This window comes from uncultured Roseobacter sp. (assembly GCF_947492555.1).
Lineage (GTDB): Bacteria > Pseudomonadota > Alphaproteobacteria > Rhodobacterales > Rhodobacteraceae > Roseobacter.
The window spans coordinates 990,999-1,016,360 of the sequence record NZ_CANLNE010000002.1; the positions used below are offsets into that span (position 1 = coordinate 990,999).

General features: G+C 58.6%; 28 protein-coding genes and 1 tRNA gene. 20 read left to right on the forward strand and 9 right to left on the reverse strand.

All coding sequences use genetic code 11. From position 1 onward, the window contains the following. Nucleotides 1-28: 28 nt before the first annotated feature. Nucleotides 29-1,627 carry a phosphoenolpyruvate carboxykinase gene (locus Q1A07_RS11885; protein ID WP_299780953.1) on the reverse strand — a complete coding sequence of 533 codons (1,599 nt, stop codon included), beginning with the start codon at nt 1,625-1,627 and terminating at the stop codon, nt 29-31. A 324-nt stretch (nt 1,628-1,951) separates the two neighbouring features. Here Q1A07_RS11885 and Q1A07_RS11890 point away from each other — a divergent pair, with 324 nt between their 5' ends. The 7 genes from Q1A07_RS11890 to Q1A07_RS11920 are packed head-to-tail and all read left to right on the forward strand — an operon-like array spanning nt 1,952 to nt 7,337. Further along, a complete protein-coding gene (locus tag Q1A07_RS11890; RefSeq protein WP_195819692.1) occupies nt 1,952-2,653 on the forward strand; it encodes a response regulator transcription factor in 702 nt (233 codons plus the stop codon). A 41-nt stretch (nt 2,654-2,694) separates the two neighbouring features. Continuing rightward, nucleotides 2,695-4,383: a sensor histidine kinase gene (locus tag Q1A07_RS11895; RefSeq protein WP_299780956.1), complete on the forward strand. Its 1,689-nt coding sequence runs from the start codon at nt 2,695-2,697 to the stop codon at nt 4,381-4,383. Nucleotides 4,384-4,386: 3 nt separating this feature from the next. Further along, nucleotides 4,387-4,845, forward strand: a complete 459-nt coding sequence (locus Q1A07_RS11900; protein ID WP_299780958.1) for an aldolase — start codon at nt 4,387-4,389, stop codon at nt 4,843-4,845. Then, nucleotides 4,842-5,729: an RNase adapter RapZ gene (rapZ, locus tag Q1A07_RS11905; protein WP_299780960.1), complete on the forward strand. Its 888-nt coding sequence runs from the start codon at nt 4,842-4,844 to the stop codon at nt 5,727-5,729. The genes Q1A07_RS11900 and rapZ overlap by 4 nt, the downstream gene beginning before the upstream one ends. Nucleotides 5,730-5,733: 4 nt before the next feature. Next, nucleotides 5,734-6,147, forward strand: a complete 414-nt coding sequence (locus Q1A07_RS11910) for a PTS fructose transporter subunit IIA (protein ID WP_299780962.1) — start codon at nt 5,734-5,736, stop codon at nt 6,145-6,147. Next, the gene (locus tag Q1A07_RS11915; protein ID WP_299780964.1) at nt 6,144-6,413 is read left to right on the forward strand and encodes an HPr family phosphocarrier protein; all 270 of its coding nucleotides are present in this window, start codon (nt 6,144-6,146) and stop codon (nt 6,411-6,413) included. Before Q1A07_RS11910 ends, Q1A07_RS11915 begins: the two co-directional genes overlap by 4 nt. 42 nt (nt 6,414-6,455) lie before the next feature. Continuing rightward, nucleotides 6,456-7,337, forward strand: a complete 882-nt coding sequence (locus tag Q1A07_RS11920; protein ID WP_299780966.1) for a lysophospholipid acyltransferase family protein — start codon at nt 6,456-6,458, stop codon at nt 7,335-7,337. A gap of 4 nt (nt 7,338-7,341) precedes the next feature. Here Q1A07_RS11920 and Q1A07_RS11925 read toward each other — a convergent pair whose 3' ends face one another. Further along, nucleotides 7,342-8,217, reverse strand: coding sequence for a 3-hydroxybutyryl-CoA dehydrogenase (locus Q1A07_RS11925; protein ID WP_299781989.1), 876 nt, complete (start codon nt 8,215-8,217; stop codon nt 7,342-7,344). A 157-nt stretch (nt 8,218-8,374) separates the two neighbouring features. Between Q1A07_RS11925 and Q1A07_RS11930 the strand changes: the two genes are divergently transcribed. Then, nucleotides 8,375-9,211: a DUF6473 family protein gene (locus Q1A07_RS11930; protein WP_299780968.1), complete on the forward strand. Its 837-nt coding sequence runs from the start codon at nt 8,375-8,377 to the stop codon at nt 9,209-9,211. Nucleotides 9,212-9,274: 63 nt separating this feature from the next. On the opposite strand, the gene Q1A07_RS11935 is transcribed toward Q1A07_RS11930, so the two are convergent. The 6 genes from Q1A07_RS11935 to Q1A07_RS11960 form a co-directional block, all read right to left on the reverse strand. Next, a complete protein-coding gene (locus tag Q1A07_RS11935) occupies nt 9,275-10,201 on the reverse strand; it encodes an FAD-binding protein (protein WP_299780970.1) in 927 nt (308 codons plus the stop codon). Then, complete coding sequence (locus tag Q1A07_RS11940; RefSeq protein ID WP_299780972.1) at nt 10,201-10,959, reverse strand: electron transfer flavoprotein subunit beta/FixA family protein; 759 nt, start codon at nt 10,957-10,959, stop codon at nt 10,201-10,203. The genes Q1A07_RS11935 and Q1A07_RS11940 overlap by 1 nt, the downstream gene beginning before the upstream one ends. A 291-nt stretch (nt 10,960-11,250) precedes the next feature. Further along, nucleotides 11,251-11,823, reverse strand: coding sequence for a cob(I)yrinic acid a,c-diamide adenosyltransferase (locus Q1A07_RS11945; protein WP_299780974.1), 573 nt, complete (start codon nt 11,821-11,823; stop codon nt 11,251-11,253). An 18-nt stretch (nt 11,824-11,841) separates the two neighbouring features. Continuing rightward, nucleotides 11,842-12,033, reverse strand: a complete 192-nt coding sequence (locus Q1A07_RS11950; RefSeq protein ID WP_299780976.1) for a twin transmembrane helix small protein — start codon at nt 12,031-12,033, stop codon at nt 11,842-11,844. 80 nt (nt 12,034-12,113) lie between these two features. Then, nucleotides 12,114-12,944: an SDR family NAD(P)-dependent oxidoreductase gene (locus tag Q1A07_RS11955; RefSeq protein ID WP_299780978.1), complete on the reverse strand. Its 831-nt coding sequence runs from the start codon at nt 12,942-12,944 to the stop codon at nt 12,114-12,116. 58 nt (nt 12,945-13,002) lie between these two features. Next, nucleotides 13,003-13,605 carry an SH3 domain-containing protein gene (locus Q1A07_RS11960; protein WP_299780980.1) on the reverse strand — a complete coding sequence of 201 codons (603 nt, stop codon included), beginning with the start codon at nt 13,603-13,605 and terminating at the stop codon, nt 13,003-13,005. A 204-nt stretch (nt 13,606-13,809) separates the two neighbouring features. Between Q1A07_RS11960 and parC the strand changes: the two genes are divergently transcribed. Further along, nucleotides 13,810-16,113: a DNA topoisomerase IV subunit A gene (gene parC / locus Q1A07_RS11965; protein WP_299780982.1), complete on the forward strand. Its 2,304-nt coding sequence runs from the start codon at nt 13,810-13,812 to the stop codon at nt 16,111-16,113. A 96-nt stretch (nt 16,114-16,209) separates the two neighbouring features. Here the strand turns inward: parC and Q1A07_RS11970 are convergent, their stop codons facing one another. Then, nucleotides 16,210-17,589 carry a cytochrome P450 gene (locus tag Q1A07_RS11970; protein WP_299780984.1) on the reverse strand — a complete coding sequence of 460 codons (1,380 nt, stop codon included), beginning with the start codon at nt 17,587-17,589 and terminating at the stop codon, nt 16,210-16,212. Between the two features lie 112 nt (nt 17,590-17,701). Here Q1A07_RS11970 and Q1A07_RS11975 point away from each other — a divergent pair, with 112 nt between their 5' ends. The 11 genes from Q1A07_RS11975 (at nt 17,702) to rplL (ending at nt 25,218) form a co-directional block, all read left to right on the forward strand. Next, a complete protein-coding gene (locus Q1A07_RS11975; protein ID WP_299780986.1) occupies nt 17,702-18,322 on the forward strand; it encodes a hypothetical protein in 621 nt (206 codons plus the stop codon). Nucleotides 18,323-18,431: 109 nt separating this feature from the next. Next, entirely contained in the window at nt 18,432-19,607 is a 1,176-nt protein-coding gene (tuf, locus tag Q1A07_RS11980; RefSeq protein WP_299780988.1) for an elongation factor Tu, read from the forward strand. A gap of 622 nt (nt 19,608-20,229) precedes the next feature. Then, nucleotides 20,230-20,886: a CatB-related O-acetyltransferase gene (locus tag Q1A07_RS11985; protein WP_299780991.1), complete on the forward strand. Its 657-nt coding sequence runs from the start codon at nt 20,230-20,232 to the stop codon at nt 20,884-20,886. Between the two features lie 80 nt (nt 20,887-20,966). After that, nucleotides 20,967-21,042: transfer RNA gene (locus tag Q1A07_RS11990), tRNA-Trp, on the forward strand. 143 nt (nt 21,043-21,185) lie between these two features. Continuing rightward, nucleotides 21,186-21,749 carry a hypothetical protein gene (locus tag Q1A07_RS11995; protein ID WP_299780993.1) on the forward strand — a complete coding sequence of 188 codons (564 nt, stop codon included), beginning with the start codon at nt 21,186-21,188 and terminating at the stop codon, nt 21,747-21,749. Nucleotides 21,750-21,826: 77 nt separating this feature from the next. After that, on the forward strand, nt 21,827-22,024 hold the full coding sequence (gene secE / locus Q1A07_RS12000; protein ID WP_195819712.1) for a preprotein translocase subunit SecE: 198 nt from the start codon (nt 21,827-21,829) through the stop codon (nt 22,022-22,024). A gap of 209 nt (nt 22,025-22,233) precedes the next feature. After that, the gene (gene nusG / locus Q1A07_RS12005) at nt 22,234-22,767 is read left to right on the forward strand and encodes a transcription termination/antitermination protein NusG (RefSeq protein ID WP_159978217.1); all 534 of its coding nucleotides are present in this window, start codon (nt 22,234-22,236) and stop codon (nt 22,765-22,767) included. Between the two features lie 123 nt (nt 22,768-22,890). Beyond that, complete coding sequence (gene rplK / locus Q1A07_RS12010; protein WP_299780995.1) at nt 22,891-23,316, forward strand: 50S ribosomal protein L11; 426 nt, start codon at nt 22,891-22,893, stop codon at nt 23,314-23,316. 1 nt (nt 23,317) lies between these two features. Next, nucleotides 23,318-24,016, forward strand: coding sequence for a 50S ribosomal protein L1 (gene rplA / locus Q1A07_RS12015; RefSeq protein ID WP_299780998.1), 699 nt, complete (start codon nt 23,318-23,320; stop codon nt 24,014-24,016). 238 nt (nt 24,017-24,254) lie between these two features. After that, the gene (gene rplJ, locus Q1A07_RS12020) at nt 24,255-24,770 is read left to right on the forward strand and encodes a 50S ribosomal protein L10 (protein ID WP_299781000.1); all 516 of its coding nucleotides are present in this window, start codon (nt 24,255-24,257) and stop codon (nt 24,768-24,770) included. 73 nt (nt 24,771-24,843) lie between these two features. Beyond that, nucleotides 24,844-25,218, forward strand: a complete 375-nt coding sequence (gene rplL, locus Q1A07_RS12025; protein ID WP_195819717.1) for a 50S ribosomal protein L7/L12 — start codon at nt 24,844-24,846, stop codon at nt 25,216-25,218. Nucleotides 25,219-25,362: the final 144 nt, after the last annotated feature.

Here is a 25,362-nt window from a genome sequence, read left to right on the forward strand (position 1 = left end):
CAGACGTCATGCATGTGCTTGGCGGCAATCAGCTGATTGCCGCTGCTTTCACGTCATCATCGATGAACGGCAGATACTGTTCGAAGTTGTCCGAGAACATCTTGACCAGCTTTGCGGCCTGTCGGTCGTAGCTCTCCGCGTCATCCCAGGTGCGGCGCGGGTCGAGCAGGATGCTGGGCACGCCCTTTACATCCACCGGCACGTCAAACCCGAAATTTGGGTCCTTGCGGAAGGTTGCGTCGGCCAGTGATCCATCCAGCGCCGCGGTCAGCAGGCCGCGGGTTGCCTTGATCGGCATCCGGGATCCGGTGCCATGGGCACCGCCGGTCCAGCCGGTGTTCACCAGCCAGCAGGTCGCACCATGGGTTGCGATCTTTTCGCGCAGCAGGTTGCCATAAACCTCCGGGCGACGCGGCATGAAGGGTGCACCGAAGCAGGTGGAGAACGTGGGCTCGGGCTCGGTCACGCCCCGTTCCGTTCCCGCCACCTTGGACGTGAAGCCCGACAGGAAATGGTACATCGCCTGCGCGGGCGTCAGCCGCGAGATTGGAGGCAGCACCCCAAAAGCATCGCAGGTCAGCATGATGATGTTCTTCGGATGCCCGCCGCGAGCCGAGGCAGACGCATTGGAGATGTAATGTAGCGGATAGGCGCAGCGCATGTTGGCAGTAAGGCTGTCGTCTTCGAAATCCAGCTCCTTGGTCTCTTCATCGTAGATCATGTTCTCGATCACGGTGCCGAATTTTTCAGTGGTCGCGTAGATCTCGGGCTCGGCATCCGCGCTCAGGCTGATGGTCTTGGCATAGCAACCGCCTTCAAAGTTGAAGGTGCCGGTGTCGGACCACCCATGTTCGTCGTCGCCGATGAGCGTGCGGGCGGGATCCGCCGAGAGCGTGGTTTTGCCTGTGCCGGAAAGGCCGAAGAACACGGCCGTATCCACCGGGTTGCCGTTGGCATGGTTGGCCGAGCAGTGCATCGGCATCACGCCTTTCTCCGGCAGCAGGTAGTTCAGCAGGGTAAAGACGGATTTCTTGTTTTCCCCTGCATATTCGGTGCCACCGATCAGGATGAGCTTCTTGTCGAAGTTCATCGCGATTACTGTCTCCGACCGGCAACCATGTTTTTTCGGGTCAGCTTGAAAGCTGGGGCAGTTGATGACCGTGAAATCTGCAATGAAATCATCCAGGTCTTCGCGGTCCGGGCGGCGCAGCATGTGGCGGATAAACAGCCCGTGCCAGGCCAGTTCCGTCACCATGCGGACGTTGATCGCGTGTTTCGGATCGGAACCGCCGGTCAGGTCTTGAACGAAGTAGTCCTTGCCTTGCATGTGCGTAAGCATGTCGGCATGCAGCGCGTCGAATCCGTCGGGCGACATGGCGGCGTTGTTTTCCCACCAGATGGTATCGGCAACGCTGTCCGTTTTTACGACGTGCTTGTCTTTGGGGGACCGTCCGGTGAATTTCCCGGTGGTAACCAGGAACGCGCCGCCTTTGCCCAGATTGCCTTCGCCGCGGGCCAGGGCGAGTTGAATAAGATCGGGTTCGATGAGGTTGTAATAGACGGTGCCCGCCCCTTTGATCCCTTGATCTTCGAGCGTAAAGTCCGGGTTTACCCGTCCATGTGTCATCCATCGTCTCCTAGTTGTGTGCACCCGGAAGTGGCGCCCGTGCCTCTTAACATGACGTTTTTATCGTTGAACAGGCAGCTTGCATGTCGTTAGCGCCACCATGTGCAACTTTGTTTGGGAGGGCTCATCTGATGCTTGCTTTGGCGTCATGACCTTGTCGAAAGCAAAGCGCAAATGTGCGGCAATTTAGCCATTGGTAATCAAATTATGGCCAAAATGTGGCGGAGTGCTGTGCTGATTCGCACTTAAGGATTGATTCGCAGGGCTAAAAAGTGGTCAATAGCCCAAAAAATCTAATAAACGAGCAGTACAAGGAAACGGGTAATGTCTAAAATTGCATTGGTGGACGACGACAGGAATATCCTGACGTCCGTGTCCATGACGCTTGAAGCTGAAGGCTTTGAGGTCGAAACGTATAATGACGGGCAGGCGGCACTTGACGCGTTCAACAAGAAGCTTCCGGATATGGCCGTGCTCGACATCAAGATGCCGCGCATGGACGGGATGGATCTGCTGCAGCGTCTGCGCCAGAAAACGGCAATGCCGGTGATCTTCCTCACCTCCAAGGACGATGAGATCGATGAGGTGCTCGGCCTGCGTATGGGCGCCGATGATTATGTGAAGAAGCCTTTTTCTCAACGTCTTCTGGTAGAACGCATTCGCGCGCTCCTGCGCCGTCAGGATGCGGTTGCCGGGGATGTTGTCGCCGACAGCGAAGAAACCAAGGTAATGGAACGTGGCGATCTGCGCATGGATCCGTTGCGCCACGCAGTAAGCTGGAAGGGTAAAGACGTTTCCCTCACGGTAACCGAATTCCTGCTGCTGCAGGCTTTGGCCCAGCGTCCCGGTTTTGTGAAGTCGCGTGACCAGTTGATGGATGTCGCATATGACGACCAAGTTTACGTCGATGATCGCACCATCGACAGCCACATCAAACGTCTCCGCAAGAAGATGCGCACTGCGGATGACGAATTCTCCGCGATTGAGACCCTCTACGGTATCGGTTACAGATATAACGAGGAATAACCGAAGAGATGGCCTTGGCCGAGAGGAACTTTGTGCGCGACATGACCCCTCCTCCGTCACGGGACGGCGATGTCGTTCTGGGTGAAGACTGGGTGGCTCCTGAAAGCACCGCCGAGAACGAGATGCGCGCGAACCGCGAGCGTCGTGGCTGGCTTTCACTGCGTGGGTCACCACTCACGCGAAAGATCATCACGTTCAATCTGATCGCGATTTGTGTTTTCGTATCGGGGATTTTGTACCTCAACTCCTCTCGCGATAGCCTCGCAAAGCAGCGCGCTGCGTCGCTCTACTCGGAAGCGGAATTGATTGCCGACACACTGGAAGTGCAATTGCCCGCCGGTGCCCCGGTTAATCTCGCGACAGGTGATGGGGTCGACGTAACCGCGACACTGGACGAACTTGACCTGCGCAACGGCGTTGAGGTGTTCGTTTTCGACCAATCCCAATTGTTGGTGGCGAACATCGAAGGGCAATTGGCAACAAATCAGACTGCAGGTGGATTCGCCGAAAAAACCTATCTGATGGACGGTCTGAGTTGGCTGTGGTCGACGCTTTTTGCGCCCTTCGCCGAAACCAAAGTGACCGACCAGACAGAGCTCAGCGACAAGATCAAACCAATGATCGGCACCAGTCTGCAGGAAGGTACCCAAATCCGGTATGAACTGGATGATGAAGGAGCCACATTCCTGACCGTGGTGACGCCTATTTTGCAGAGTGGTCAGGCGATTGGGGCGGTTGCCGTGGTCACCGCAGCAGGCGAGATCGACAACCTTGTACGTGTGGAACGCGAACGCGTCTTGCAGATTTTTGTCATTGGAGCGCTGGTATCTATTGGCCTCAGCCTTGTTCTGGCATCGACGATTGCCAACCCTTTGGCGGACTTGTCCGCTGCGGCTGAACTCGGGCGCGACAAGAATGCACGCAAGATGAACCCTGGCCGCATCCGCATCCCGGACCTTACGGCGCGTCCGGATGAGATCGGTCGGCTGAGCGGCGCACTTCGAGGTATGATTTCGGCACTCTACAATCGCATCGATGGCAATGAACAATTTGCCGCGGACGTCGCCCATGAAATCAAGAACCCACTGGCCTCGCTGCGGTCCGCAGTCGGGACGCTGCGCATGGTCAAACGTGATGATCAGCGCGAAAAGCTGCTCGATGTGATCGATCATGATGTGCGGCGCCTGGATCGTCTGGTCAGTGACATCTCGAATGCCTCCCGCCTGGACAGCGAGCTGGTCAAGGAAGAGGAAGAGCCCTTTAACGTGCTCGCCACTCTGACCAATCTGGGCCAGTATCTGGGGGAAGATGCACGATCCAGAGGGATCGATTTCATCACTGATTTACCGGATGTCCCCATTGTTGTGCATGGGTTGGAAGCGCGTTTGGCGCAAGTTTTCGTCAACCTGATTACCAATGCGATTTCATTTTGCGAAGACGGAGACGCAATACGTATCTGGGCGCGCAAGAAAGAGAACCGGGTGCTGATCGTGGTCGAGGACACGGGCCCAGGTATCCCTGACCAGGCATTGGCGAAAATCTTCAAGCGGTTTTATTCGCAGCGCCCCGATGAGCACTTCGGTAACAACTCGGGACTTGGGTTGGCTATCTCGAAACAGATTGTAGAAGCACATGGCGGCGTGATCTGGGCCGAAAATATTCGACCCACCGAAGCCGATATCACCTCCGATCCGTTAGGTGCGCGTTTCGTCGTTGGTCTGCCCATCTGAGTTATGGAAGGCGGGGACACCGAGACCTCGGAAAGTCCCGGGGCGACGACGATTCATGCCAGCTGCGTTGCGTACCAAGGGCGTGGTGTTCTGATCCTCGGTGAATCCGGTCGGGGAAAGTCTGCCCTGGCACTACAGCTTATGGCATATGGCGCTGACCTGATTGCTGACGACCGTACGGAAGTTACCCTAACGGGGGGTGTCGTCCATGCCGCGCCACCGCGCGCGTTGGCCGGATTGATTGAGGCCCGCGGCGTGGGGCTTCTGACCGCGGAACATGCAGGATCCGCTGAGGTGGTTCTGACCGTCGATCTGGATACGCCCGAAACCGCTCGTTTGCCAGCGGTGCATACGGCGCACGTAGTCGGGGTCCCGATACCCTGCCTTCACAAAGTAGACAGTGCCTATTTCCCGGCGGCGATTTTGCAATATCTCAAGGCGGGCAGAAGAGATCCGGGATGACCGAAGCAGAACCGACAGCGCGCAGGATTGTATTTGTCACCGGTCCCTCGGGGGCCGGGCGTTCGAGCGCGCTGAACGTACTTGAAGACGCGGGCTTCGAGGCCGTGGACAACCTGCCTCTGCGCCTGCTCCCCGCACTCCTTGAAGGTCCCGGCACAGAGCGCGCGTTGGCCTTGGGGATCGATCCCCGGAATCGGGATTTTTCCACCAACACGATCATCGACCTTCTCGGGCGCTTGACCGGCGTGCCCGGACTGGCGCCGGAACTTCTGTACCTCGATTGTAGCACCGAAGTCTTGCTGCGTCGGTTTTCAGAAACCCGCCGGCGCCATCCTCTGGCGCCTGACGACCGCCCTTCGGACGGCATCATGCGCGAATTGGACATGCTGGCGCCGTTGCGATCCCGTGCGGATGTCCTGATCGACACCAGTGAATTGAACGTTCATCAATTACGCGCTGAAGTAGAGCATTGGTTTGCACCGGGCGGTCACCGTCGGCTGACGGTCTCAGTTCAGTCTTTTTCCTACAAGCGGGGTCTGCCGCGCAGTGTCGATATGGTGTTCGATTGCCGGTTCCTGACGAATCCCTATTGGGTGGCAGAATTGCGGGCGCTGGACGGCAGGCAGGACGCCGTCGCCGCCCATGTGACCGCTGATCCGAGCTTTGCCGAGTTCGAGAACAAAGTGCTCGATCTTACGCTTTTGTTGCTGCCCTCTTATCGTGAAGAGGGAAAGTCTCACTTGTCAATCGCCTTTGGGTGTACCGGCGGCAAACATAGGTCTGTTGTGATGGCCGAAAGGCATGGTTTGCGCCTTGCGGAAGAAGGCTGGCAGGTGTCAATAAGGCACCGCGAATTGGACCTGCGTAAGAAAGAAGAGGCTTGAGCCCGTGATCGGTATCGTGATTGTTGCCCATGGCGGGTTGGCCAAGGAGTATCTCGCAGCCGTAGAACATGTTGTCGGCGTTCAGCCGGGGATCCGGGCGATCTCAATCGACGCGGTGCATGACCGGGCCGCCAAGGAGCGGGAAATCTGTATAGCGGCGGATGAAGTGGACCGGGGCAGTGGCGTTGTCGTTGTTACCGATCTTTATGGCGGATCGCCGTCCAACCTGAGCCTGATGGCGTGCCGACCGGGAGACCGTCGCATCCTTTATGGCGCAAATCTGCCAATGTTGATAAAACTGGCAAAAAGTCGACAGAAGGCTGTGCCCGATGCTGTGCGTCTGGCATTGGAAGCCGGAAAAAAGTACATCGACAGCCAAAACGTGAGTCCAGAGCAGGATACCCAATCAAGACAATGACGGAATGCACGCTTAAGATTGTGAACGAGAAGGGTTTGCACGCCCGCGCCTCGGCCAAGCTGGTTGAGGTTGTGGAGGGGTTCGACGCGAGTGCCGAGGTCTCCAAAGACGGTCTGTCCGCCTCAGGAGACAGTATTATGGGACTTTTGATGTTGGCAGCGTCCAAGGGAAGCTTTATTGACATAACGACCTCCGGACCGGATGCTGATGCATTGGCCGAGGCGCTGACGACGCTTGTCTCTGACAGATTCGGCGAAGGTCAGTGAAGAAACCGGCGCTGTGACAGGCGCCAGACAGGATAGCAGGTCTTGGTAGAAAGCTCACAAGACATCGATGTGACTGCCGGCAAGGCGGAACCGGTCAATTTCAGCAAATATGACCGCAGAAGTTTGTCCTACGCGTCAACCTTCGAGGATCCTTGGAAATCCACGATTATTCGCATCATCGAGGCGCTGACCGGCAAGCTGACCATTCTGCGCCTCGTGCGCAAGTTCGAGCAGCGGGGCGCACCGCAGGGGCAGGCGTTCTGGCGTGCAGCGCTGGACGTGATGGGCATCGATCTGCTGACCCCGCAAGAGCAGTTGGACCGTATCCCCAAAACTGGCCCTGTGATCGTTGTGTCCAATCACCCGCACGGCATGGTCGACGGCATGATTTTCGCCGATCTCATTGGCCGGGTGCGGCCTGATTACCGTATCCTGACCCGTTCGTTGTTGACCGTGATTGACGAGGTTGCGGGGTCTTACATGATCCCGGTGCCCTTCCCGCACGATCCGGACGCACAACGCAAAGGCGTTGAGATGCGTGCGAAGGCGATGCAGCATCTGAAAGACGGCGGTGTTGTCGCGCTCTTCCCGTCGGGCGGGGTCGCCGCATCGGAGACCTATTTCGGGCCGGCAATCGAGGGCGAATGGAATGTCTTTACCGCCAAGCTCATTCGCCGTTCGGGGGCGACGGTTCTGCCGATCAAGTTTCCCGGACAGAATTCGCGTGCCTACCAAATCGCCAACAAGGTATCGCCGATTTTGCGGCAGGGCCTTTTGCTGCATGAGATCGTGTATTCGCTCAACAAATCGCAGGCGCCGATTGTCGGGCACCCGCTGGATCAGGAAGATCTGCGTAAATGGGACGATGATCCGCGCGGGTTCATGGCTTGGCTGCGTGACCATACACTGTCGCTGAAAGACTAGTCCTCTAGCGCGTCGGCACCGGTGTCTCGCCGCGATAATCGTAGAAACCACGCTGCGTTTTGCGGCCCAGCCAACCGGCTTCGACATATTTGGTCAACAGCGGGCAGGGGCGGTATTTTGTATCTGCCAGCCCGTCGTGCAGCACGTTCATGATCGCCAGACAGGTGTCCAGCCCGATGAAATCGGCCAGTTCTAGCGGCCCCATCGGATGGTTGGCCCCAAGCTTCATTGAGCTGTCGATGGATTGCACGCTGCCCACCCCTTCGTAAAGGGTATAGACGGCCTCGTTGATCATCGGCATCAGGATACGGTTCACGATAAAGGCAGGAAAATCCTCGGCCGACGCCGCCGTCTTGCCCAACCGGTCCACGACCGATTTGCAGGTCTTGAAGGTTGCCTCATCCGTCGCGATGCCTCGGATCAGCTCTACAAGTTGCATCACCGGCACCGGGTTCATGAAGTGGAAACCCATGAATTTTTCAGGTCGGTCGGTCCGGCTTGCCAGCCGCGTGATGGAGATAGACGAGGTGTTTGACGTCAGGATAGTATGGGGTTGCAGATGCGGCAGCAGGTCTTCGAAGATTGCCTGCTTGACGGCTTCGCGTTCTGTTGCGGCTTCGATGATCAGGTCGGTCTGGCCCAGGTCGGTCAATGTCTTTGTCGTCTTGATCCGGGCCAGTGCCGCGGCCTGGTCTTCGCCGGTAATCTTGCCGCGGCTGACCTGCCGATCCATATTTTTCGTCATCAGGCTCATTGCGGCAGTCAACGCGTCTTCGCTGACGTCGTTCAGCAGAACATCGTACCCGGCCAGCGACATCACATGCGCAATCCCGTTGCCCATCTGGCCCGCGCCCACAATCCCGATTGCCTTGATATCCATCGCCAGCCCCTTTTCGATTTGACGCACCTTAGGGTGCCAGATGCATGGGCTGCAAGGCCATCCACCGTCTAAAATACAGCTCAAAATGACCGTTTAAGAAAATCTAAGGATGCACCATGCAAAGTGATCCACGGGTGAACGAAAAAAGGTGGGTTCTATGACCTATGACGTACTGGGGGCGGGGGCTCTCGATTACATGCCGTGCAGATACGGCCAATCAAAACTGCTGTTCCGGGGGCCTGAGCGGCGCCTGGATGCGCCTTACGTTTCTTTCCTCGGCGGTACGGCGACTTATGGGAAATTCATAAAAACGCCGTTTCCGGCGCTTGTTGAAAGCGGTCTTGGGGTGAACTGTGTGAACTTTGGCGTTGCGAACGCCGGTGTTGACGTGCTGTTGAATGACAGTTTCTTAGGTGAGGCCTGTACGGGCGCGGCGGCGACAGTGGTTCAGATCGTTGGGGCGCAAAACCTGTCGAATCGCTTTTACACGGTGCATCCGCGTAGAAATGATCGTTTTGTTACTGCGTCTCCCTTGCTGACGGCGATCTTTCCGGAAGTGGATTTTGCGGAGTTCCATTTCACCAAACACATGCTTAGCTCGCTCTTTAACGTCTCGAATGAGCGATTTGCTGCCGTGCGCAACGAAGTTCAGACAGCGTGGCTGGCACGTATGAAGCTGTTACTGAAACGCGCATCCGGCGAAACGGTATTGGTCTGGTTTGCTGACCACGCGCCATTGCATCAGGAACCTACCGGGCTGGATCCTGCCAAGGCACGCTCTCCTCTATTCGTGACACGCGAGATGCTGGAGGAACTGACGCCCCATGCGTCCAGATTTGTCGAAGTCGTCGCCACCCCGGAAGCCTCTTCGGTAGGTACAGAGGGTATGGTGTTCAGTCAGCTGGAAGCAATGGCGGCGGCAGAGATGCTAGGCCCCAAAGCGCATGGTGAGCTGGCGCAGGAGCTTGGGGCCGTGCTTCAGGAACTTGTATAACGAAAAAAGCCGCGCTTAGAGCAAGCGCGGCTTTTTTGTTTTCGCGATACTGCGGTGCGTCGATTACAGCTTTTCGATCAGCTCCGGCACGGCGGTGAAAAGGTCCGCCACCAGCCCGTAGTCAGCAACCTGGAAGATCGGCGCTTCTTCGTCCTTGTTGATGGCAACGATGATCTTGCTGTCCTTCATGCCGGCGAGGTGCTGAATCGCGCCGGAGATGCCAACCGCGACATAGAGATCAGGGGCCACAACCTTGCCGGTTTGACCAACTTGCCAGTCGTTCGGGGCATAGCCGGAATCGACCGCCGCGCGCGAGGCGCCAACAGCCGCCCCGAGTTTGTCAGCAAGCTTTTCAATCAGCGCGAAATCGTCTTCGGACCCGACGCCGCGACCCCCGGAGACGACCACACCAGCGGAGGTGAGTTCCGGACGGTCGCTTGCGGCTACCTTGTCCTCGACCCATTCGCTGAGGCCCGGATTGTCGGCAGCTGAGATCGTTTCAACCGAGGCAGATCCGCCTTCGCCCGCGGCGTCAAAGGTCGATGTCCGGAAGGTCACGACTTTCTTGGCGTCCGCGGATTTGACGGTCTGAACTGCGTTACCTGCGTAGATCGGGCGCTCGAACGTGTTGCCGTCGACCACCCCGGAGGCATCGGAGATCACCATGACGTCGAGCAGGGCCGCAACCCGTGGCATCACGTTCTTGGCGTCGGTTGTCGCAGGCGCCACGATGTGCTCGTAGTCGCCTGACAGAGACACGATGAGCGCCGCTGTGGATTCCGCGAGGCGGTGGCCCAGCGTTGCGTCTTCGGCGACCAGAACTTTACTGACACCGTCGATTTTCGCTGCCGCTTCACCCGCTGCGGCGGCGGAGCCACCTGCGGCCAGAACGGTCACATCGCCCAGCATCTTGGCAGCGGTCACCGCTTTGGACGTCGCGTCCATCGCCAGTTCGCCATCGGTTACTTCTGCAAGGAGTAGAACAGCCATTACACAGCCCCCGCTTCTTTGAGTTTCGATACTAGCTCTTCGACCGACCCAACCTTGATCCCTGCCGCACGGGCTTCGGGCTCAACGGTTTTCACGATCTCAAGGCGCGGGCTCACATCGACGCCGTAGTCGGCAGCTGTCTTTTCATCCAGCGGCTTTTTCTTGGCTTTCATGATGTTGGGCAGCGAGGCATAGCGCGGCTCGTTCAGGCGCAGGTCCACGGTGATGACGGTCGGCATTGTTACCTTGATGGTCTGCATCCCGCCGTCCACTTCGCGGCTGACCACGGCGTGATCGCCTTCGATGGACACTTCGGAGGCAAATGTCGCCTGAGACCAACCCATCAGCGCAGACAGCATCTGGCCGGTTGCGTTCATGTCGTTGTCGATGGCCTGTTTGCCGCAGAGCACCAGACCGGGCTGCTCCTCATCAACGATGGCCTTGAGGATTTTCGCGACGGCCAGCGGTTCGATATCCTGATGCACGTCATCTGCAGCGATCACCAGAATGGCGCGATCTGCGCCCATCGCCAAAGCGGTGCGCAGGGTTTCCTGGCTTTGCTTGACACCGATGGAAACGACGACGACCTCATCGGCCTGACCCGCTTCCTTGAGGCGGATCGCCTGTTCGACGGAAATCTCGTCAAACGGGTTCATCGACATTTTCACATTGGCAAGATCAACACCCGATCCGTCCGCTTTCACGCGCACCTTCACGTTGTAGTCGATCACGCGTTTGACAGGTACCAGAACCTTCATTGGCGTCTCTCTCCTTGGATTAGCGACTCACACTCCCCGTGAGCCTTTCGTTGTCTGAGGGGTGGTTTACCCAAGCTTCGGCACATGAAACAGTGTAAAATCGTCACGCCTGGGTGCAGGAACGCCGCGTTTCTATCGATTTCCACCGTTCAGCGCAAAAATTTCCGATAGGGGGCAGAGCGAGTGTCTGCCATCCTTAGCATGTGCTGGACCAGCGAATGGCACCTGCCCAATTGTGCCGTTGGCCCGCCCGTCCGGTCGCTTTGGCTTCCACCGGAAGCCCCGGCGACTTTAGCGGTTCGCACCCGGAACCCAGAGCACGTCATCCTTACCATCGTTGTTGGCCATGCGGGCCGCGACGAAAAACCAGTCGCTCAACCGGTTCAGATATTTCACTGCTGCCGGGTTGATGGATTCCATCGTTGCCAGCTCAACGCTTAGCCGCTCAGCTCTCCGGGCAACGGTCCGGCACACATGCAGATGCGCGGCAAGTTTCGCGCCACCGGGCAGAATAAAGCTGCGCAGGGGGTCCAGCTTTGCGTTCATCGCATCGATTTCGGATTCCAGCCGCGCCACCTGTGCGTCGACCATGCGCAGGGGAGGATACTCCGCCTCTGCATCCTGTTCCATGTCCGGGCGACAGAGATCGGCACCCAGATCAAAAAGGTCGTTCTGAATGCGGCTCAGCGCGTCATCGACATCATCGGTGGCTTCAAGCCGGGCCACGCCAACAAAGGAGTTCAATTCATCAGCGGTGCCATAGGCCGTCACGCGGGATGCGTGTTTGGCGACACGTGCGCCATTGCCTAGCGCGGTCTCGCCCGCATCGCCGGTTTTGGTGTAAATCTTGTTAAGAACGACCATGTGACGTCAGCCTCCCTTTCAGCGCAGATAGACATAGATCACGATGAGGATCACCGCGACAAATTGCGCGCCAATCCGGTAGCGCATCAGCTTGTTGGCGTTCTTCTTGTTGAAGGCGCCACCCCCCGCGAAGCCGCCAAGCCCGAGCATCAGGACGACGACGACGGCGAGGCAGGCGAGTATGATCAGCACGAATAATGGGTCACCCACGGCATTTTCCTTTTCTGTCCCAGCAGCACATGTAGAGGGGTGTGCGGGAAAAGCGAACCGGTTTTGCGCGAAGTGCTGCGTCAGCCTCTCGACAGCACCCAGTCGAGCGCCCGTGTCGGTAGCACGCGGCGCAACAGCCCCATAGCATACGTTGGCGCTGTCACGTAGTATCGTGCCTGTGGCCGGGAAGCTTCGCAGGCGTGAATGAGTTTTTCCAGGACAGCCGTCGGGGGCAGTTCAAAGGGGTCCGGCCCGCGGCTTTCATACAGGCGCTTGTTCAACCCGTTTTCATATTGTGTCCGGCGGGCAGAGGCGCGCCAGTCGATCCAATTTTCAAAATGGATCACCGCGTTCTCGCGAATTTTGGACGTTACGGGACCCGGCTCGATCAGGATGACATCGACCGGCGTGTCGCGCATTTCGATCCGGAGCGTGTCCGTCAGCCCTTCGAGCGCAAACTTTGTCGCGTTGTAGGCCCCTCGCCAGGGCATCGTCACAAAGCCAAGTACGGAGGAGCATTGTACGATGCGGCCATGGCCCTGCTGTCGCATGACGGGGATCACAGCGCGGGTCAGGTGGTGCCAGCCAAAAAAATTGGCCTCAAAGATTGCGCGCAGCGCGTCCGTGGGCAGGTCTTCCACAGCACCAGGTGTTCCATGCGCGCCGTTGTTAAAGAGAACATCTAGTGTGCCGCCTGTTGCCGAGAGCACCTCCGCAAGGGCGGCGTCAATCGTGGTGCTGTCGGTGTAGTCCAGAAGAGGGCTTTCAAACCCCTCTGCCTGAAGGCGCTCGCAGTCTTCGGGTTGGCGGCAGGCCGCAAAGACGCGCCACCCCTGGGCACGCATGCCCACGGCCGCACAATACCCTATGCCCGATGAACAGCCGGTGATGAGTATGGATTTCTGCGCCATGTGCCCCCTCTGCGATTTCCGGGTTCAGCAATCGCAACTTGGGGCGAGGGGTGCAACCCTATCCGCTTGTCAGGAGGAACTCTGCAATCCAGCCGTCCGGACCACCCGCGACAGGGCGCAGTTTTACCCAGCCGGTGCCGTCATCCTGCAGCACTTCGACTTCGGTATCCTGGTCCAGCTGCGCGACGACATCGAAACCCGTGCCTGGTCCACCGCGCAGATTCACAAGCGTACCGGAGACATAGCGTACATCCCGCGTCTGCGTGACAGCGGCAGAGGACGCCTGCGCAGTATTGCCCGGGAAAATGATACTCGGCAGCAGAACGCCGCTATCGGATGGGTTTCTGAAGGTCACATTGGTCACCGAAGTGGGTGCCGTGAGTGAAGTAGCATTGCGAGATGATGTGCGCGCTTCGGGTTCTTCTTCTTCGAGCACCGTGCTGAGCGATGTCAGGTTCAGCGACATACGGGTCACTTCCTCTTCACTCTGACCTGCCGGTTCCGCCTGTGCAGTCTGAATATCCTGTGCGGAAATGTCGGCGCCACTTCTTGAGAGAACTGCTGCATTTCTGGAAGCGATCGGATCAAATTCCGCCCCCCCGCTCATTTCATAGAAGGCGAACCCCAAAAACCCGAAACTCAAGAAAATGAATCGCTTCATAGAAAAAACCCTCGTTACAACTTCTGTCAGTCTAACACATTTCGACACCATTTGGGTCCATAACAATCGAATTTGATTTCGGGGAGTGGGAAATGGCGATGCAAAACCTCACTTTCAGACTGTTGCGCTGTCGTCACATCGGGGTCGCGCCTTTTCTGCCACAACGCGCTTGTTCGGGCGCAAACGGGGCGCTACACAGCCTCAATGGCCGACGATATTGATACTCCCGACATCCCGCCCGCCGATGTGTCCGAACCCCTGCGTCGGGCGCTGGGGGAGCGCTATCTGACCTATGCGCTCAGCACGATCATGCACCGGGCCCTGCCGGACGCGCGGGATGGATTGAAGCCTGTGCATCGCCGTATTCTCTATGCGATGCGGGAACTCCGTCTGACGTCGTCGGGCGGTTTTCGCAAATCGGCCAAGATTTCCGGCGATGTTATGGGCAACTATCACCCGCATGGAGATGCCGCGATCTACGATGCGATGGCGCGGCTGGCGCAGGACTTCAACGTGCGCTACCCGCTGGTCGACGGGCAGGGGAATTTCGGTAACATCGATGGCGACAACCCTGCGGCCAGTCGGTACACCGAAGCGCGGATGACCGCCGTGGCCGAGGCTATGCTCGAAGGGCTGAATGAAAACGCCGTCGATTTCCGCGAGAATTACGATGGCACCCTAACCGAACCGGTGGTGTTGCCTGCGCAGTTTCCCAACCTGCTGGCCAATGGCTCGTCCGGGATTGCGGTGGGGATGGCGACGAACATCCCGCCGCACAACATCGCAGAGCTTTGCGACGCCTGCATTCACCTGATCAAGACGCCTGATGCGCGGGATGACACGTTGCTGAACTACGTGCCAGGCCCCGATTTCCCGACCGGTGGCGTGATCGTCGAGCCGCCTGAAAACATTGCTACGGCGTATCGTACCGGGCGGGGTTCCTTCCGGTTGCGCTGCCGCTGGCAGGTCGAGGATCTTGGCCGCGGTCAATGGCAAATCGTGGTCACGGAGATCCCCTATCAGGTTCAGAAATCGAAGCTGATCGAAAAGATCGCGGAGATCATCCAGACCAAGAAAATTCCCATCCTCGCCGATGTACGCGACGAATCCGCCGATGATGTGCGCATGATCATCGAGCCCCGGTCGCGGTCCGTCGATCCTGAGGTGCTGATGGGCATGCTGTTCCGGAACTGCGATCTCGAGGTGCGGTTCTCGCTCAACATGAACGTGCTGATTGACGGGCTGACGCCCAAGGTCTGCTCGATGAAGGAGGTGCTGCGCGCCTTCCTCGACCATCGGCAGGAAGTCCTGATCCGCCGTTCCGAGCACCGGTTGGAGAAAATCGACCACCGTCTGGAAGTGCTCGAAGGCTTCATCATTGCCTTCCTCAATCTCGACCGGGTCATCGACATCATTCGGTATGATGACGATCCAAAGGCCGCCCTCATGCGTGAGGATTGGGGTAAGACGCATACGCGTGCCACCGATGAAAGCGATTATGTGACCCCGGCCCCGGGGGAGGGCGAGTTGAGCGAGGTGCAGGCCGAGGCGATCCTCAACATGCGTCTGCGGTCCCTTCGGCGTCTGGAAGAGATGGAATTGCTGCGCGAGCAATCCGCTTTGATGGAGGAACGTGCGGGCCTTGAGGATTTGCTGGAAAACCCAGGCCTGCAGTGGGACAGCATCACGGCGCAATTGCGCGAGACCAAGAAACAGTTCGGCAAGGACTACGAAGGCGGCGCGCGGCGCACGACCTTTGCCGAAGGGGCTGTGATCGAAGATGTCCCCATCGAGGCGATGATCGACCGCGAACCCATCACCGTGGTCTGTTCGCAGATGGGTTGGGTGCGCGCGATGACCGGTCACATCGACCTGAACCGCGAGTTGAAGTTCAAGGATGGCGACGGTCCCCGCTTCATTTTCCACGCGGAGACGACGGACCGATTGCTGGTCTTTGGCTCCAACGGTCGGTTCTACACGGTCTCCGCCGCCAATCTGCCCGGCGGTCGCGGCATGGGCGAGCCTCTGCGCCTGATGGTCGATCTGCCGAACGAGGCCGAGATCGTGACCATTCTGACCCATCAGTCGGGTCGCAGATTGCTTGTCGCGTCGAGTGCCGGGGACGGGTTCGTGGTGCCCGAAGATGATGTCGTGGCACAGACCCGCAGTGGCAAACAGGTACTCAACGTCCGCGGCGAGACCCGTGCGCTGGTGTGCAAGCCGGTGACGGGCGACAGCGTGGCGGTTGTGGGCGAAAACCGCAAAGTGTTGGTTTTCGGATTGGATGAACTGCCCGAGATGGGACGCGGCAAGGGTGTTCGGTTGCAAAAGTACAAGGACGGCGGTCTGTCCGATGCGGCCACGTTCGAGCGTGCAGAAGGCCTGAGTTGGCAGGATCCGGCAGGGCGGACAAGAACGGAGGCCGCGTTAGACGAGTGGACCGGCAAACGTGCCAGCGCCGGTCGCATGGCGCCCCGCGGCTTCCCGCGCGACAACAAGTTCACCTGAAACGCTCAGCTTTCGGCGGGGCTTTTACGCATCGGTTTTGCGTTTGAGCCACGGGCGACAGGCAGCGAAAGTCTCTCAGATAGCAGGTGACATAATCTAGACCGGGTCTGCCATGAGCCAGACGCCGCCTTCGGGCCGCAGGGTCAGGATCATGACCGGTTTCGGGTCCCGGCCGGGCACGGGTCGGAAGCGAAACCGCGACAGCAAGGTGGCGAGGATGATTACCGCCTCCTGCATCGCAAAACTCGCCCCGATGCAGATGCGCGGGCCGTCTCCAAACGGCAGATAGGCATAGCGGTCGATGGCTTTTCGGTCTGCGAACCTGTCGGGATCGAACTCATCCGGGGCATTCCAAAGCAGTTTGTGCCGTCCCAGCGCGTAGATCGGAATCATCACCGTGTCACCGGGCCGGATGTCGGCACCGCTCAGATCATCCGCTTTTTGCGCCGTGCGCGACACAACACCTGCGGGTGGGTAAAGCCGCAAAGCTTCCTCCACGATCTGCCGGATATAGGGAAGATTATCCAGATCGTCGCCTGTTGCGGCGCGTCCCTGCAGCACGTTTCTGGCCTCGTCCCGGGCCCGTTCCTGGACCGCCTGGTCGAAAGCACAGAGGTAGAGTGACCACGCGAGCGTCAACGCGGTGGTCTCATGACCGGCCACGATGAAGGTCAGCAGATTGTCCCGCAGCTCAGCCACATTCATGCGGCGTTTCGTTTTCGGGTCTTCCCCGGCGAGGAGCAGATCCAGCAGGTCGGGTAGAGAGCCCGGCCCGCGCGCCGCCCTGGCTTCAATGGCGGCATCCGCATCGCGGCGCATCTGCTCCATTGACTGGGTGGAAAGAACCCGTGCCGGGCGCGGCATCCAATCCGGTGCGCCCAGAACATCAAGAAGCGAAACGCGTCCAGCATCGGCGATATAGGCATCGATTGCGCGGTGAATGGCGGCACGATCAAAACTGCCATCGCCGCTGAAGGTGACCTCCGAGATGACGTCGAAGGTGGCCTTGACCATTTCGTCCAAAAGATTGACCGCCTGCGGGCCTGCCTGCCCGATGCGCTCCGCGCTGCGCTCGGCTGCGGCTGTCATCACACCTGAGAGGTTCCGGACATTGCGATGGGAGAAAACCGGTGCCGCAAGGCGTCGTTGCCAGCGCCAGTGCGCGCCTTCCGCGATGAACAGCGACTCGCCCACTGCAGGACGCAACAGGTTTTTGGTGACGACTGACTTTGGGTAATCGTCGACCCGATCCAGTAGCATCCGTCGAATGGCAGGCGGGTCCATGATCATATGCCAGCGTTTGGCGGTGCGGCCTGACACAACAGGCTCTTGCGTGGCAATCTCGGGAATGATGTTCAGGATATTCTCGCGCATGCGTGCAAAGCTGCGCAACACGCCCAACTCTTCACGCACCAGCGCGACCCTTACGGGCAGGCGGACATGTTCATCGTGCCGGATATCTTTTGGGAGGTGCATGGTGCATAGATAGTGCCGGGCGCATGGTGGTCCACCGAATGGTCCGGATGGATTGCGCGTTGGGAAGGCTTGGGCTAGGCAGGGTGCCAACAAAAAGGCATCGGGGTGCACTATGATCAGGCGTATCGGACTACTCATGGCAGGTTTGGCGCTGGCTGCCTGCACAGGTGCCAAGGACCTTGACGCGCCGCTTGTCCCACTTGGCGATTTCAGCCTTGGGCACAATGTGGTCGTCGCGCCCAAGGTTCAGACCACCGCCGCGGTGAGCCGCGAGGTGCCCAAGGAAGAATTAGTCGCCTCATTACAGTCCGCCATTGCCGAGCGGTTTGATCGATACGAGGGCACCAAGGATTATCACTTCGGCGTCAGCATTGAAGGGTATGTGCTGGCCAAGCGGGGTGTTCCCGTGGTGGCCGCGCCCAAGTCGGCGATGATCATCCGTCTGACGGTCTGGGACGATGCGCGGGGCGTGAAGCTCAACGAAGAGCCCGAGCAATTGACCGTGCTGGAGACCCTGGACGGGGAAAGCATCGTCGGAACGGGCTGGAGCCAGTCAGCCGAGACGCAGCTTCTGAACCTGTCGCGGAATACGGCACAGGCCATTGAAAACTACCTGGTCAAGATGAAAGCTGAAGAGGGCTGGTTCCAAGATGTGCCCGGCACGGCGTCGCTCGAAAACGGCGAAGCCTCGCCGAGTGTGATCGAAGAGAAACTGGTCACAGCGACCGAATAGCACCGCGTCAACGTCGTGCTTGATTTTCCTGTCGCTTCGCAATACATCGCGCGCCATATGAAGAATGGGTCTGCGACGACCCCCTGCAAGCAAAAGGGCGCCTCTCACCATGGCAAAGGCAAAGTTTGAACGTACTAAACCGCACGTAAACATTGGCACGATTGGTCACGTTGACCACGGCAAGACGACGCTGACGGCTGCGATCACGAAGTATTTTGGCGATTTCCAGGCCTATGACCAGATCGACGGCGCGCCCGAAGAGAAAGCCCGCGGGATCACCATCTCGACGGCACACGTGGAATATGAAACCGACGCACGCCACTATGCGCACGTCGACTGCCCCGGCCACGCGGACTACGTGAAAAACATGATCACCGGTGCTGCCCAGATGGACGGCGCGATCCTGGTGGTGAACGCTGCTGACGGCCCGATGCCGCAGACGCGCGAGCACATCCTGCTCGGCCGCCAGGTCGGCATCCCGACCATGGTTGTCTACATGAACAAGGTCGACCAGGTCGATGACGAAGAGCTGCTCGAGCTGGTCGAGATGGAAATCCGCGAGCTGCTGTCCTCCTACGAATACCCCGGCGACGACATCCCGGTCATCCCCGGCTCGGCGCTGGCGGCGATGGAAGGCAACAACCCGGAGATTGGTGAGGAATCCATCAAGAAGCTGATGGCCGCCGTCGACGAGTGGATCCCGACGCCTGAGCGCGCGATCGACCAGCCGTTCCTGATGCCCGTGGAAGACGTCTTCTCGATCTCCGGCCGTGGTACTGTTGTGACCGGCCGTGTCGAGCGTGGCGTGATCAACGTGGGCGACGAGATCGAAATCGTTGGCATCAAAGACACGCAGAAGACGACCTGCACAGGTGTTGAGATGTTCCGCAAGCTGCTGGACCGCGGTGAAGCGGGCGACAACATCGGCGCGCTGCTGCGTGGCATCGACCGGGAAGCGGTCGAGCGTGGCCAGGTGCTCTGCAAGCCGGGTTCCGTGACCCCGCACACCAAGTTCGAAGCCGAAGCCTACATCCTGACCAAGGATGAGGGCGGCCGTCACACGCCGTTCTTTGCGAACTACCGCCCGCAGTTTTACTTCCGCACGACGGACGTGACCGGCACGGTTCAGCTGAACGAAGGCACCGAGATGGTGATGCCGGGCGACAACGTGAGCTTTGGCGTTGAGCTGATCGCGCCGATCGCGATGGAGAACGGTCTGCGTTTTGCGATCCGCGAAGGCGGCCGCACCGTCGGCGCCGGCGTGGTGTCCAAAATCACCGAGTAACACGGCAGGCGGGGTGAAAGCTCCGCACACCGCGTGGGTGTCGCCAGAGGCAGATGGTCCGCAGGATCAACGGGAGCAGAGACGCAACACCCGGTCGCTATCCAGGAAAACGGGCCCAGCCCCTCCTGAGAAACAGAAAAGAGCCACCGGCAAAACGGTGGCTCTTTTTTTGTGCTGCAACCTCCGAGGTCAGGCGCAACACCAGGTCCCGATTATGTCCGGTATCGGAAGCCTGCTAGGTCAGTACCGCGCTACGTCGGGCGCGGCCATGAATTGGACTGAGTCCCCCGGGCCTATTGCAGCACCAGTGAGAGGGTATTGGCTCTGGTTCGCGCAGCCAGCCAGGATAATTCCGGCACCGGCGATGAATGAGATGAATTTCATATGCATAATGATCGTCCTTAAAAAATACCGGGACACCAATTCCGGCGGGTCGTTGAATGCGCGGTAGAAACGCTTGGGCAGTACTGTCCGTCGTGCTGCGTGACCCCACATTTGCCGATGGCTGCCGTAGCGTCAGTGAAGCGGATCACACTGATTGGGTTTTTTTTAAGATTTGTTGATTTTCTTGCCTGTGCAATTCGCTACAAGGCTCTCAACGCACCTTTTTCAGAGTGAGTTCATGAGTTTTCCATCGCCAGACACAATCCACCCCGTCACGCTGCCGGATGGCGGCAAGCTTCCCAACAATGTCTTTCTCAAGGCGGTCATTGATCATCCGCGCATTGAGGTCGGGGAGTACACCTACGCCAATGATTTTAACCCACCTGCAGAGCCGTCTGGATGGGCGAGCCGGATCGCGCCGTATCTCTTCCCGATGTCCAGCGACAGACTGATCATCGGCAAGTTCGGGCAGTTTGCCCACGGCGTTCGGTTCATCACCCACGGGGCCAATCATGACATGCGTGGGTTTTCGACTTTCCCCTTTGCCATTCACGATCCCGACCGTTTCGGTGCTTATGCAAGTGCGTTGCCGGAGGGGCGGGACACGGTTGTCGGCCATGATGTCTGGATCGGAGCCGATGCGCGGATCCTGCCCGGCGCACAGATCGGGTCTGGTGTCATTATCGGCACGGGGGCTGTCGTCGGCTGCACGATCCCGGATTATGGCGTGGTAGTGGGCAATCCGGGCAAGGTGATCCGCCAGCGTTTCGATCCTGACGTGATTACCAGGTTGCTGGATCTCGCATGGTGGAATTGGCCCATCGAAAAGATCATGCTCCATGAGACGCTGATTACGGGCGCGGATATCGATGCGCTGGAAGCCGTGGCAGGATAATCGCACGCCTCTTTTTCAGGTTTGACCTTGCGATCCCTCTTGAACCCGACCGCTTTTCCGACTACGCCATCCCCCGGCATAGGGGTTTAGCTCAGTTGGTAGAGCATCGGTCTCCAAAACCGAGGGTCGTGGGTTCGAGTCCCTCAGCCCCTGCCAGCCTTACCGTCACATCCGCGCCATTTTTACGCCACCGAATGGTCAGAATCCTCCCTCACAAATGCCGCGTTGGGGATGAGATGAAACAGGTGGACTGACATATGGCTCAGACTACAGACCGGGATATTTCTGCCATCCGGGCTATGATCGCCGAAGAAAGCAAGGCGCCCGATGTACCAGCGGCCAAACCCACCTCGCCGCGCCGCATGGCGCAAGGCAAACATCCAGCACAACAACAATTTGAAAAACCGGCTGCACCTGCGCCAGCGCGAAAACCGTTGCTCAGGCCAGTTCTGCAATCCGCAAGACGGCGCATTCTGAGTTATCGACCAAATGCCAAAACAGTTCTCGCTACGAGCCTGGTTTTACTGCTGTTGTTGCAGCCTGTGTTGGTTCTCGGCACGTTACTCATCGTGGCCATCGGCCTGATGATAACATTCCTGATCCTCGGGGCGGAGACATTCTGGCGGCGCTTCCTTTCAGTATTCAACCTTTACGCACGCTGGTTCCCGGCGTCAGCACGTAGCCTGCGCATTCGCAGCGAGCTTGCCGCACGGAAATGGGACAGACTGCTTGAACGCCTGCCGGGCCGCCTGGAAGACTGCCTGCGTGCGCCCGATCTGCGAGCAATGGCCCGGGCAGACAAGCGTCATGCAGAGGCGGTGGCGGATCGGTTGAGCCGTTTGCACGATGAAGGTGCCGTCTAGTGGCGGGTCGCTGCGCTCTTGAAATCCTCGGCTGGCCTCGCTATGTCGCTGTCATCTCAAGTTCAGAAAGATGCTCCATGGCCACCACCAATCCGCTCCAGTTCATTCAGCAGGTTCGCGCAGAAGTCGCGAAAGTGGTCTGGCCGACCCGGCGCGAGGTGATGCTGACCACGGTGATGGTCTTTATCCTGGCAGCACTTACGGCGATCTTCTTTGCGACCGTGGATATCATTATCCGTGGTGGGCTGCAGGCTGTCCTGAATATGTTCGGCTAAGGCTGAACGAGATCGTTCAAAAAACCCAGCCGCCCCCCTTGAAACATTCGGCCGTGCGGAGTATGCCGCACACCTGACCTGAACGGGGGCGTGCGGCGATTCGAGTTGCGCGCCGATTTTTTGTTTAAAGTCAGCGGGCTAAGTGTCTGAAAGACAGTGGAATTTTCGCGCTGCACGTGGCGCACGGCAAGACAGGGACCAGGGATCAAATGGCAAAACGGTGGTATTCGGTCAGTGTCCTGTCGAACTTCGAGAAGAAGATCGCGGAACAAATCCGTACATCCGTGACCGAACAGGGCCTGGAAGAGCAGATTGATGAGGTGCTGGTCCCGACCGAAGAGGTGATCGAGGTGCGCCGCGGCAAGAAGGTGACAACAGAACGTCGCTTCATGCCGGGGTATGTGCTGGTGCACATGGAAATGTCGGATCAGGGCTATCACCTGATCAATTCGATCAACCGCGTCACCGGGTTCCTGGGGCCTCAGGGCCGCCCGATGCCGATGCGCGACGCGGAAGTGAACGCGATCCTGAACCGGGTTCAGGAAGGCGAAGACGCGCCACGTACGCTCATTCACTTTGAAGTGGGTGAGAAGGTTAAAGTGGCTGACGGTCCGTTCGAGGACTTCGACGGCATGATCGAAGAGGTCGATGATGAAAACCAGCGCCTGAAGGTGTCGGTGTCGATCTTTGGCCGGGAAACCCCGGTCGAGCTGGAATTCACGCAGGTCAACAAACAGACCTGAGTGCGCAAAGCGTGGGAGGCGAGGGTGCCGCGGCATCCGGACCGAACCACGACAACAACGGCGGGTCCCCCGCCAAAGACCTGATCCGGCGCGCCGGAGAGGGGTTGGAAAAGGAGAAGGCCAATGGCCAAGAAGCTCGTAGGCAGCATGAAGCTGCAGGTGCCCGCCGGGCAGGCAAACCCGTCGCCACCCGTGGGTCCTGCGCTGGGTCAGCGCGGCATCAACATCATGGAATTCTGCAAGGCGTTCAACGCCAAGACCGCAGATATGGAGCAGGGTGCCCCTTGCCCGACCGTGATCACCTATTATCAGGACAAGTCCTTCACCATGGACATCAAGACGCCGCCTGCGTCTTATTACCTGAAGAAGGCCGCCAAGCTGAAATCCGGTGCCAAGACACCGTCGCGCGAAGTGGTCGGTCACGTGACCTCCAAGCAGGTGCGTGAGATCGCCGAAGCGAAGATGAAAGACCTGAACGCCAATTCCATTGAAGCGGCGATGCAGATCATCCTGGGTTCTGCCCGCTCCATGGGCATTGAGGTGAAGTAAGATGGCAAAGCTTGGAAAAAGAACCCGCGCCGCGCGTGAAGCTTTCGCTGGCAAAGAGAACGTGACCGTCGAAGAGGCTGTTGCGTTGATCAAGGGCAATTCGGGCGTAAAGTTCGACGAGACCGTCGAAATCGCGATGAACCTTGGCGTCGACCCCCGCCACGCAGACCAGATGGTCCGCGGTGTGGTCGGTCTGCCCAACGGCACCGGCAAAACCGTCCGCGTGGCAGTGTTTGCCCGTGGTCCCAAGGCAGAAGAAGCCGAGAAGGCCGGAGCGGATATCGTTGGTGCCGAAGACCTGATGGAAACCGTGCAAAGCGGCAAGATCGAATTTGATCGCTGCATCGCCACGCCCGACATGATGCCCATCGTTGGCCGTCTGGGTAAGGTGCTGGGCCCGCGTAACCTGATGCCGAACCCCAAGGTCGGCACCGTGACCATGGATGTCGAAGCTGCCGTGAAAGCCGCCAAGGGCGGTGAAGTGCAATTCAAGGCGGAAAAAGGCGGTGTTGTGCACGCAGGCGTTGGCAAACTGTCGTTTGACGAAGCCAAACTGGTGGAAAACATCCGCGCCTTCGTCGGTGCCGTGTCCAAAGCGAAGCCATCGGGCTCGAAGGGCACCTACATGAAGAAAATCGCGCTGAGCTCGACCATGGGCCCTGGCGTTTCCGTGTCGGTCGATAACGCCGTCACAGAGTAAAGAGATTTGGCGGGGCAACCCGCCAGGTAGGCGAGGCCAGAAGACCGGCCTTGCTTCTGTCCGAGACGGAGGGTGTGAGGGAACTCACATAATTCCTTCCTGAGATGGGAAACGAGAGAATTCAGCCTTCGGGCGGTTTTGGTCTCGGGACCCTGAATTGGACCCGAAACGAGGGGCAGAGTATCGCCCCTCTAAACTGAGCCGGGTGGGGCAACCTACCCAATTTTGGAGTGAAACTGTGGATAGAGCACAAAAAGAACAGCTGGTCGACGAGCTCGGCCAGATCTTTGAAAGCTCTGGCGTCGTTGTGGTAAGCCACTACGCCGGTCTGACAGTTGCTGAAATGCAGGACCTGCGCGCGAAAGCACGTGAAGCGGGCGGGTCTGTGCGTGTTGCCAAAAACAGGCTCGCCAAGATCGCCCTTGAGGGCAAGCCATGCGCAAGCATTGCTGACCTTCTGTCGGGTATGACCGTTCTGACCTATTCTGAGGATCCCGTGGCTGCGGCCAAGGTTGCTCAGGAGTATGCCAAAGGGAATGACAAATTCGTCATTCTCGGCGGCGCCATGGGTGAGAACGCGTTGGACGTCGCCGGTGTCGAAGCCGTGTCCAAAATGCCGTCGCGCGAGGAGCTTATCTCCACGATCGCGGGCATGTTGGGCGCACCAGCATCGAACATCGCCGGGGCCATTGGCGCACCTGCAAGCAACATCGCATCCATCTTGTCCACGATCGAGGACAAGGCGGCTGCTTGAAGCAACGTCAAATCGGCGTCGGGTTTAATACACGACGTTGGAACACACATATCGTTAACGGAAAGAGCTAAACATGGCTGATCTGAAAAAACTGGCAGAAGAGATCGTTGGTCTGACCCTGCTTGAAGCACAAGAACTGAAAACCATCCTCAAAGACGAGTACGGCATCGAGCCCGCAGCAGGCGGCGCAGTGATGATGGCTGGTCCTGCAGACGGTGCTGGCGCCGCTGAAGAGGAAAAAACAGAATTCGACGTCGTTCTGAAAAACGCAGGCGCGTCGAAAATCAACGTGATCAAAGAAGTGCGCGGCATCACCGGTCTGGGCCTGAAAGAAGCCAAAGACCTCGTGGAAGCGGGCGGCAAGATCAAAGAAGGCGTCGACAAAGCCGAAGCCGAAGAGATCAAAGGCAAGCTGGAAGCAGCTGGTGCCGAGGTCGAACTGGCTTAAGGGGTCGTGTCCGGGGGCTGTGCAGCATAGGCTGTCGGTCGGATTTTTGTAATCCGCAAACCCCGCTGAAAGAAACGAGCTGGACCCGGAAAATCGGGTCCGGCTCAACCTGTCTTGGAAAGGGCCTTTGCCCAAAGGCTTTTT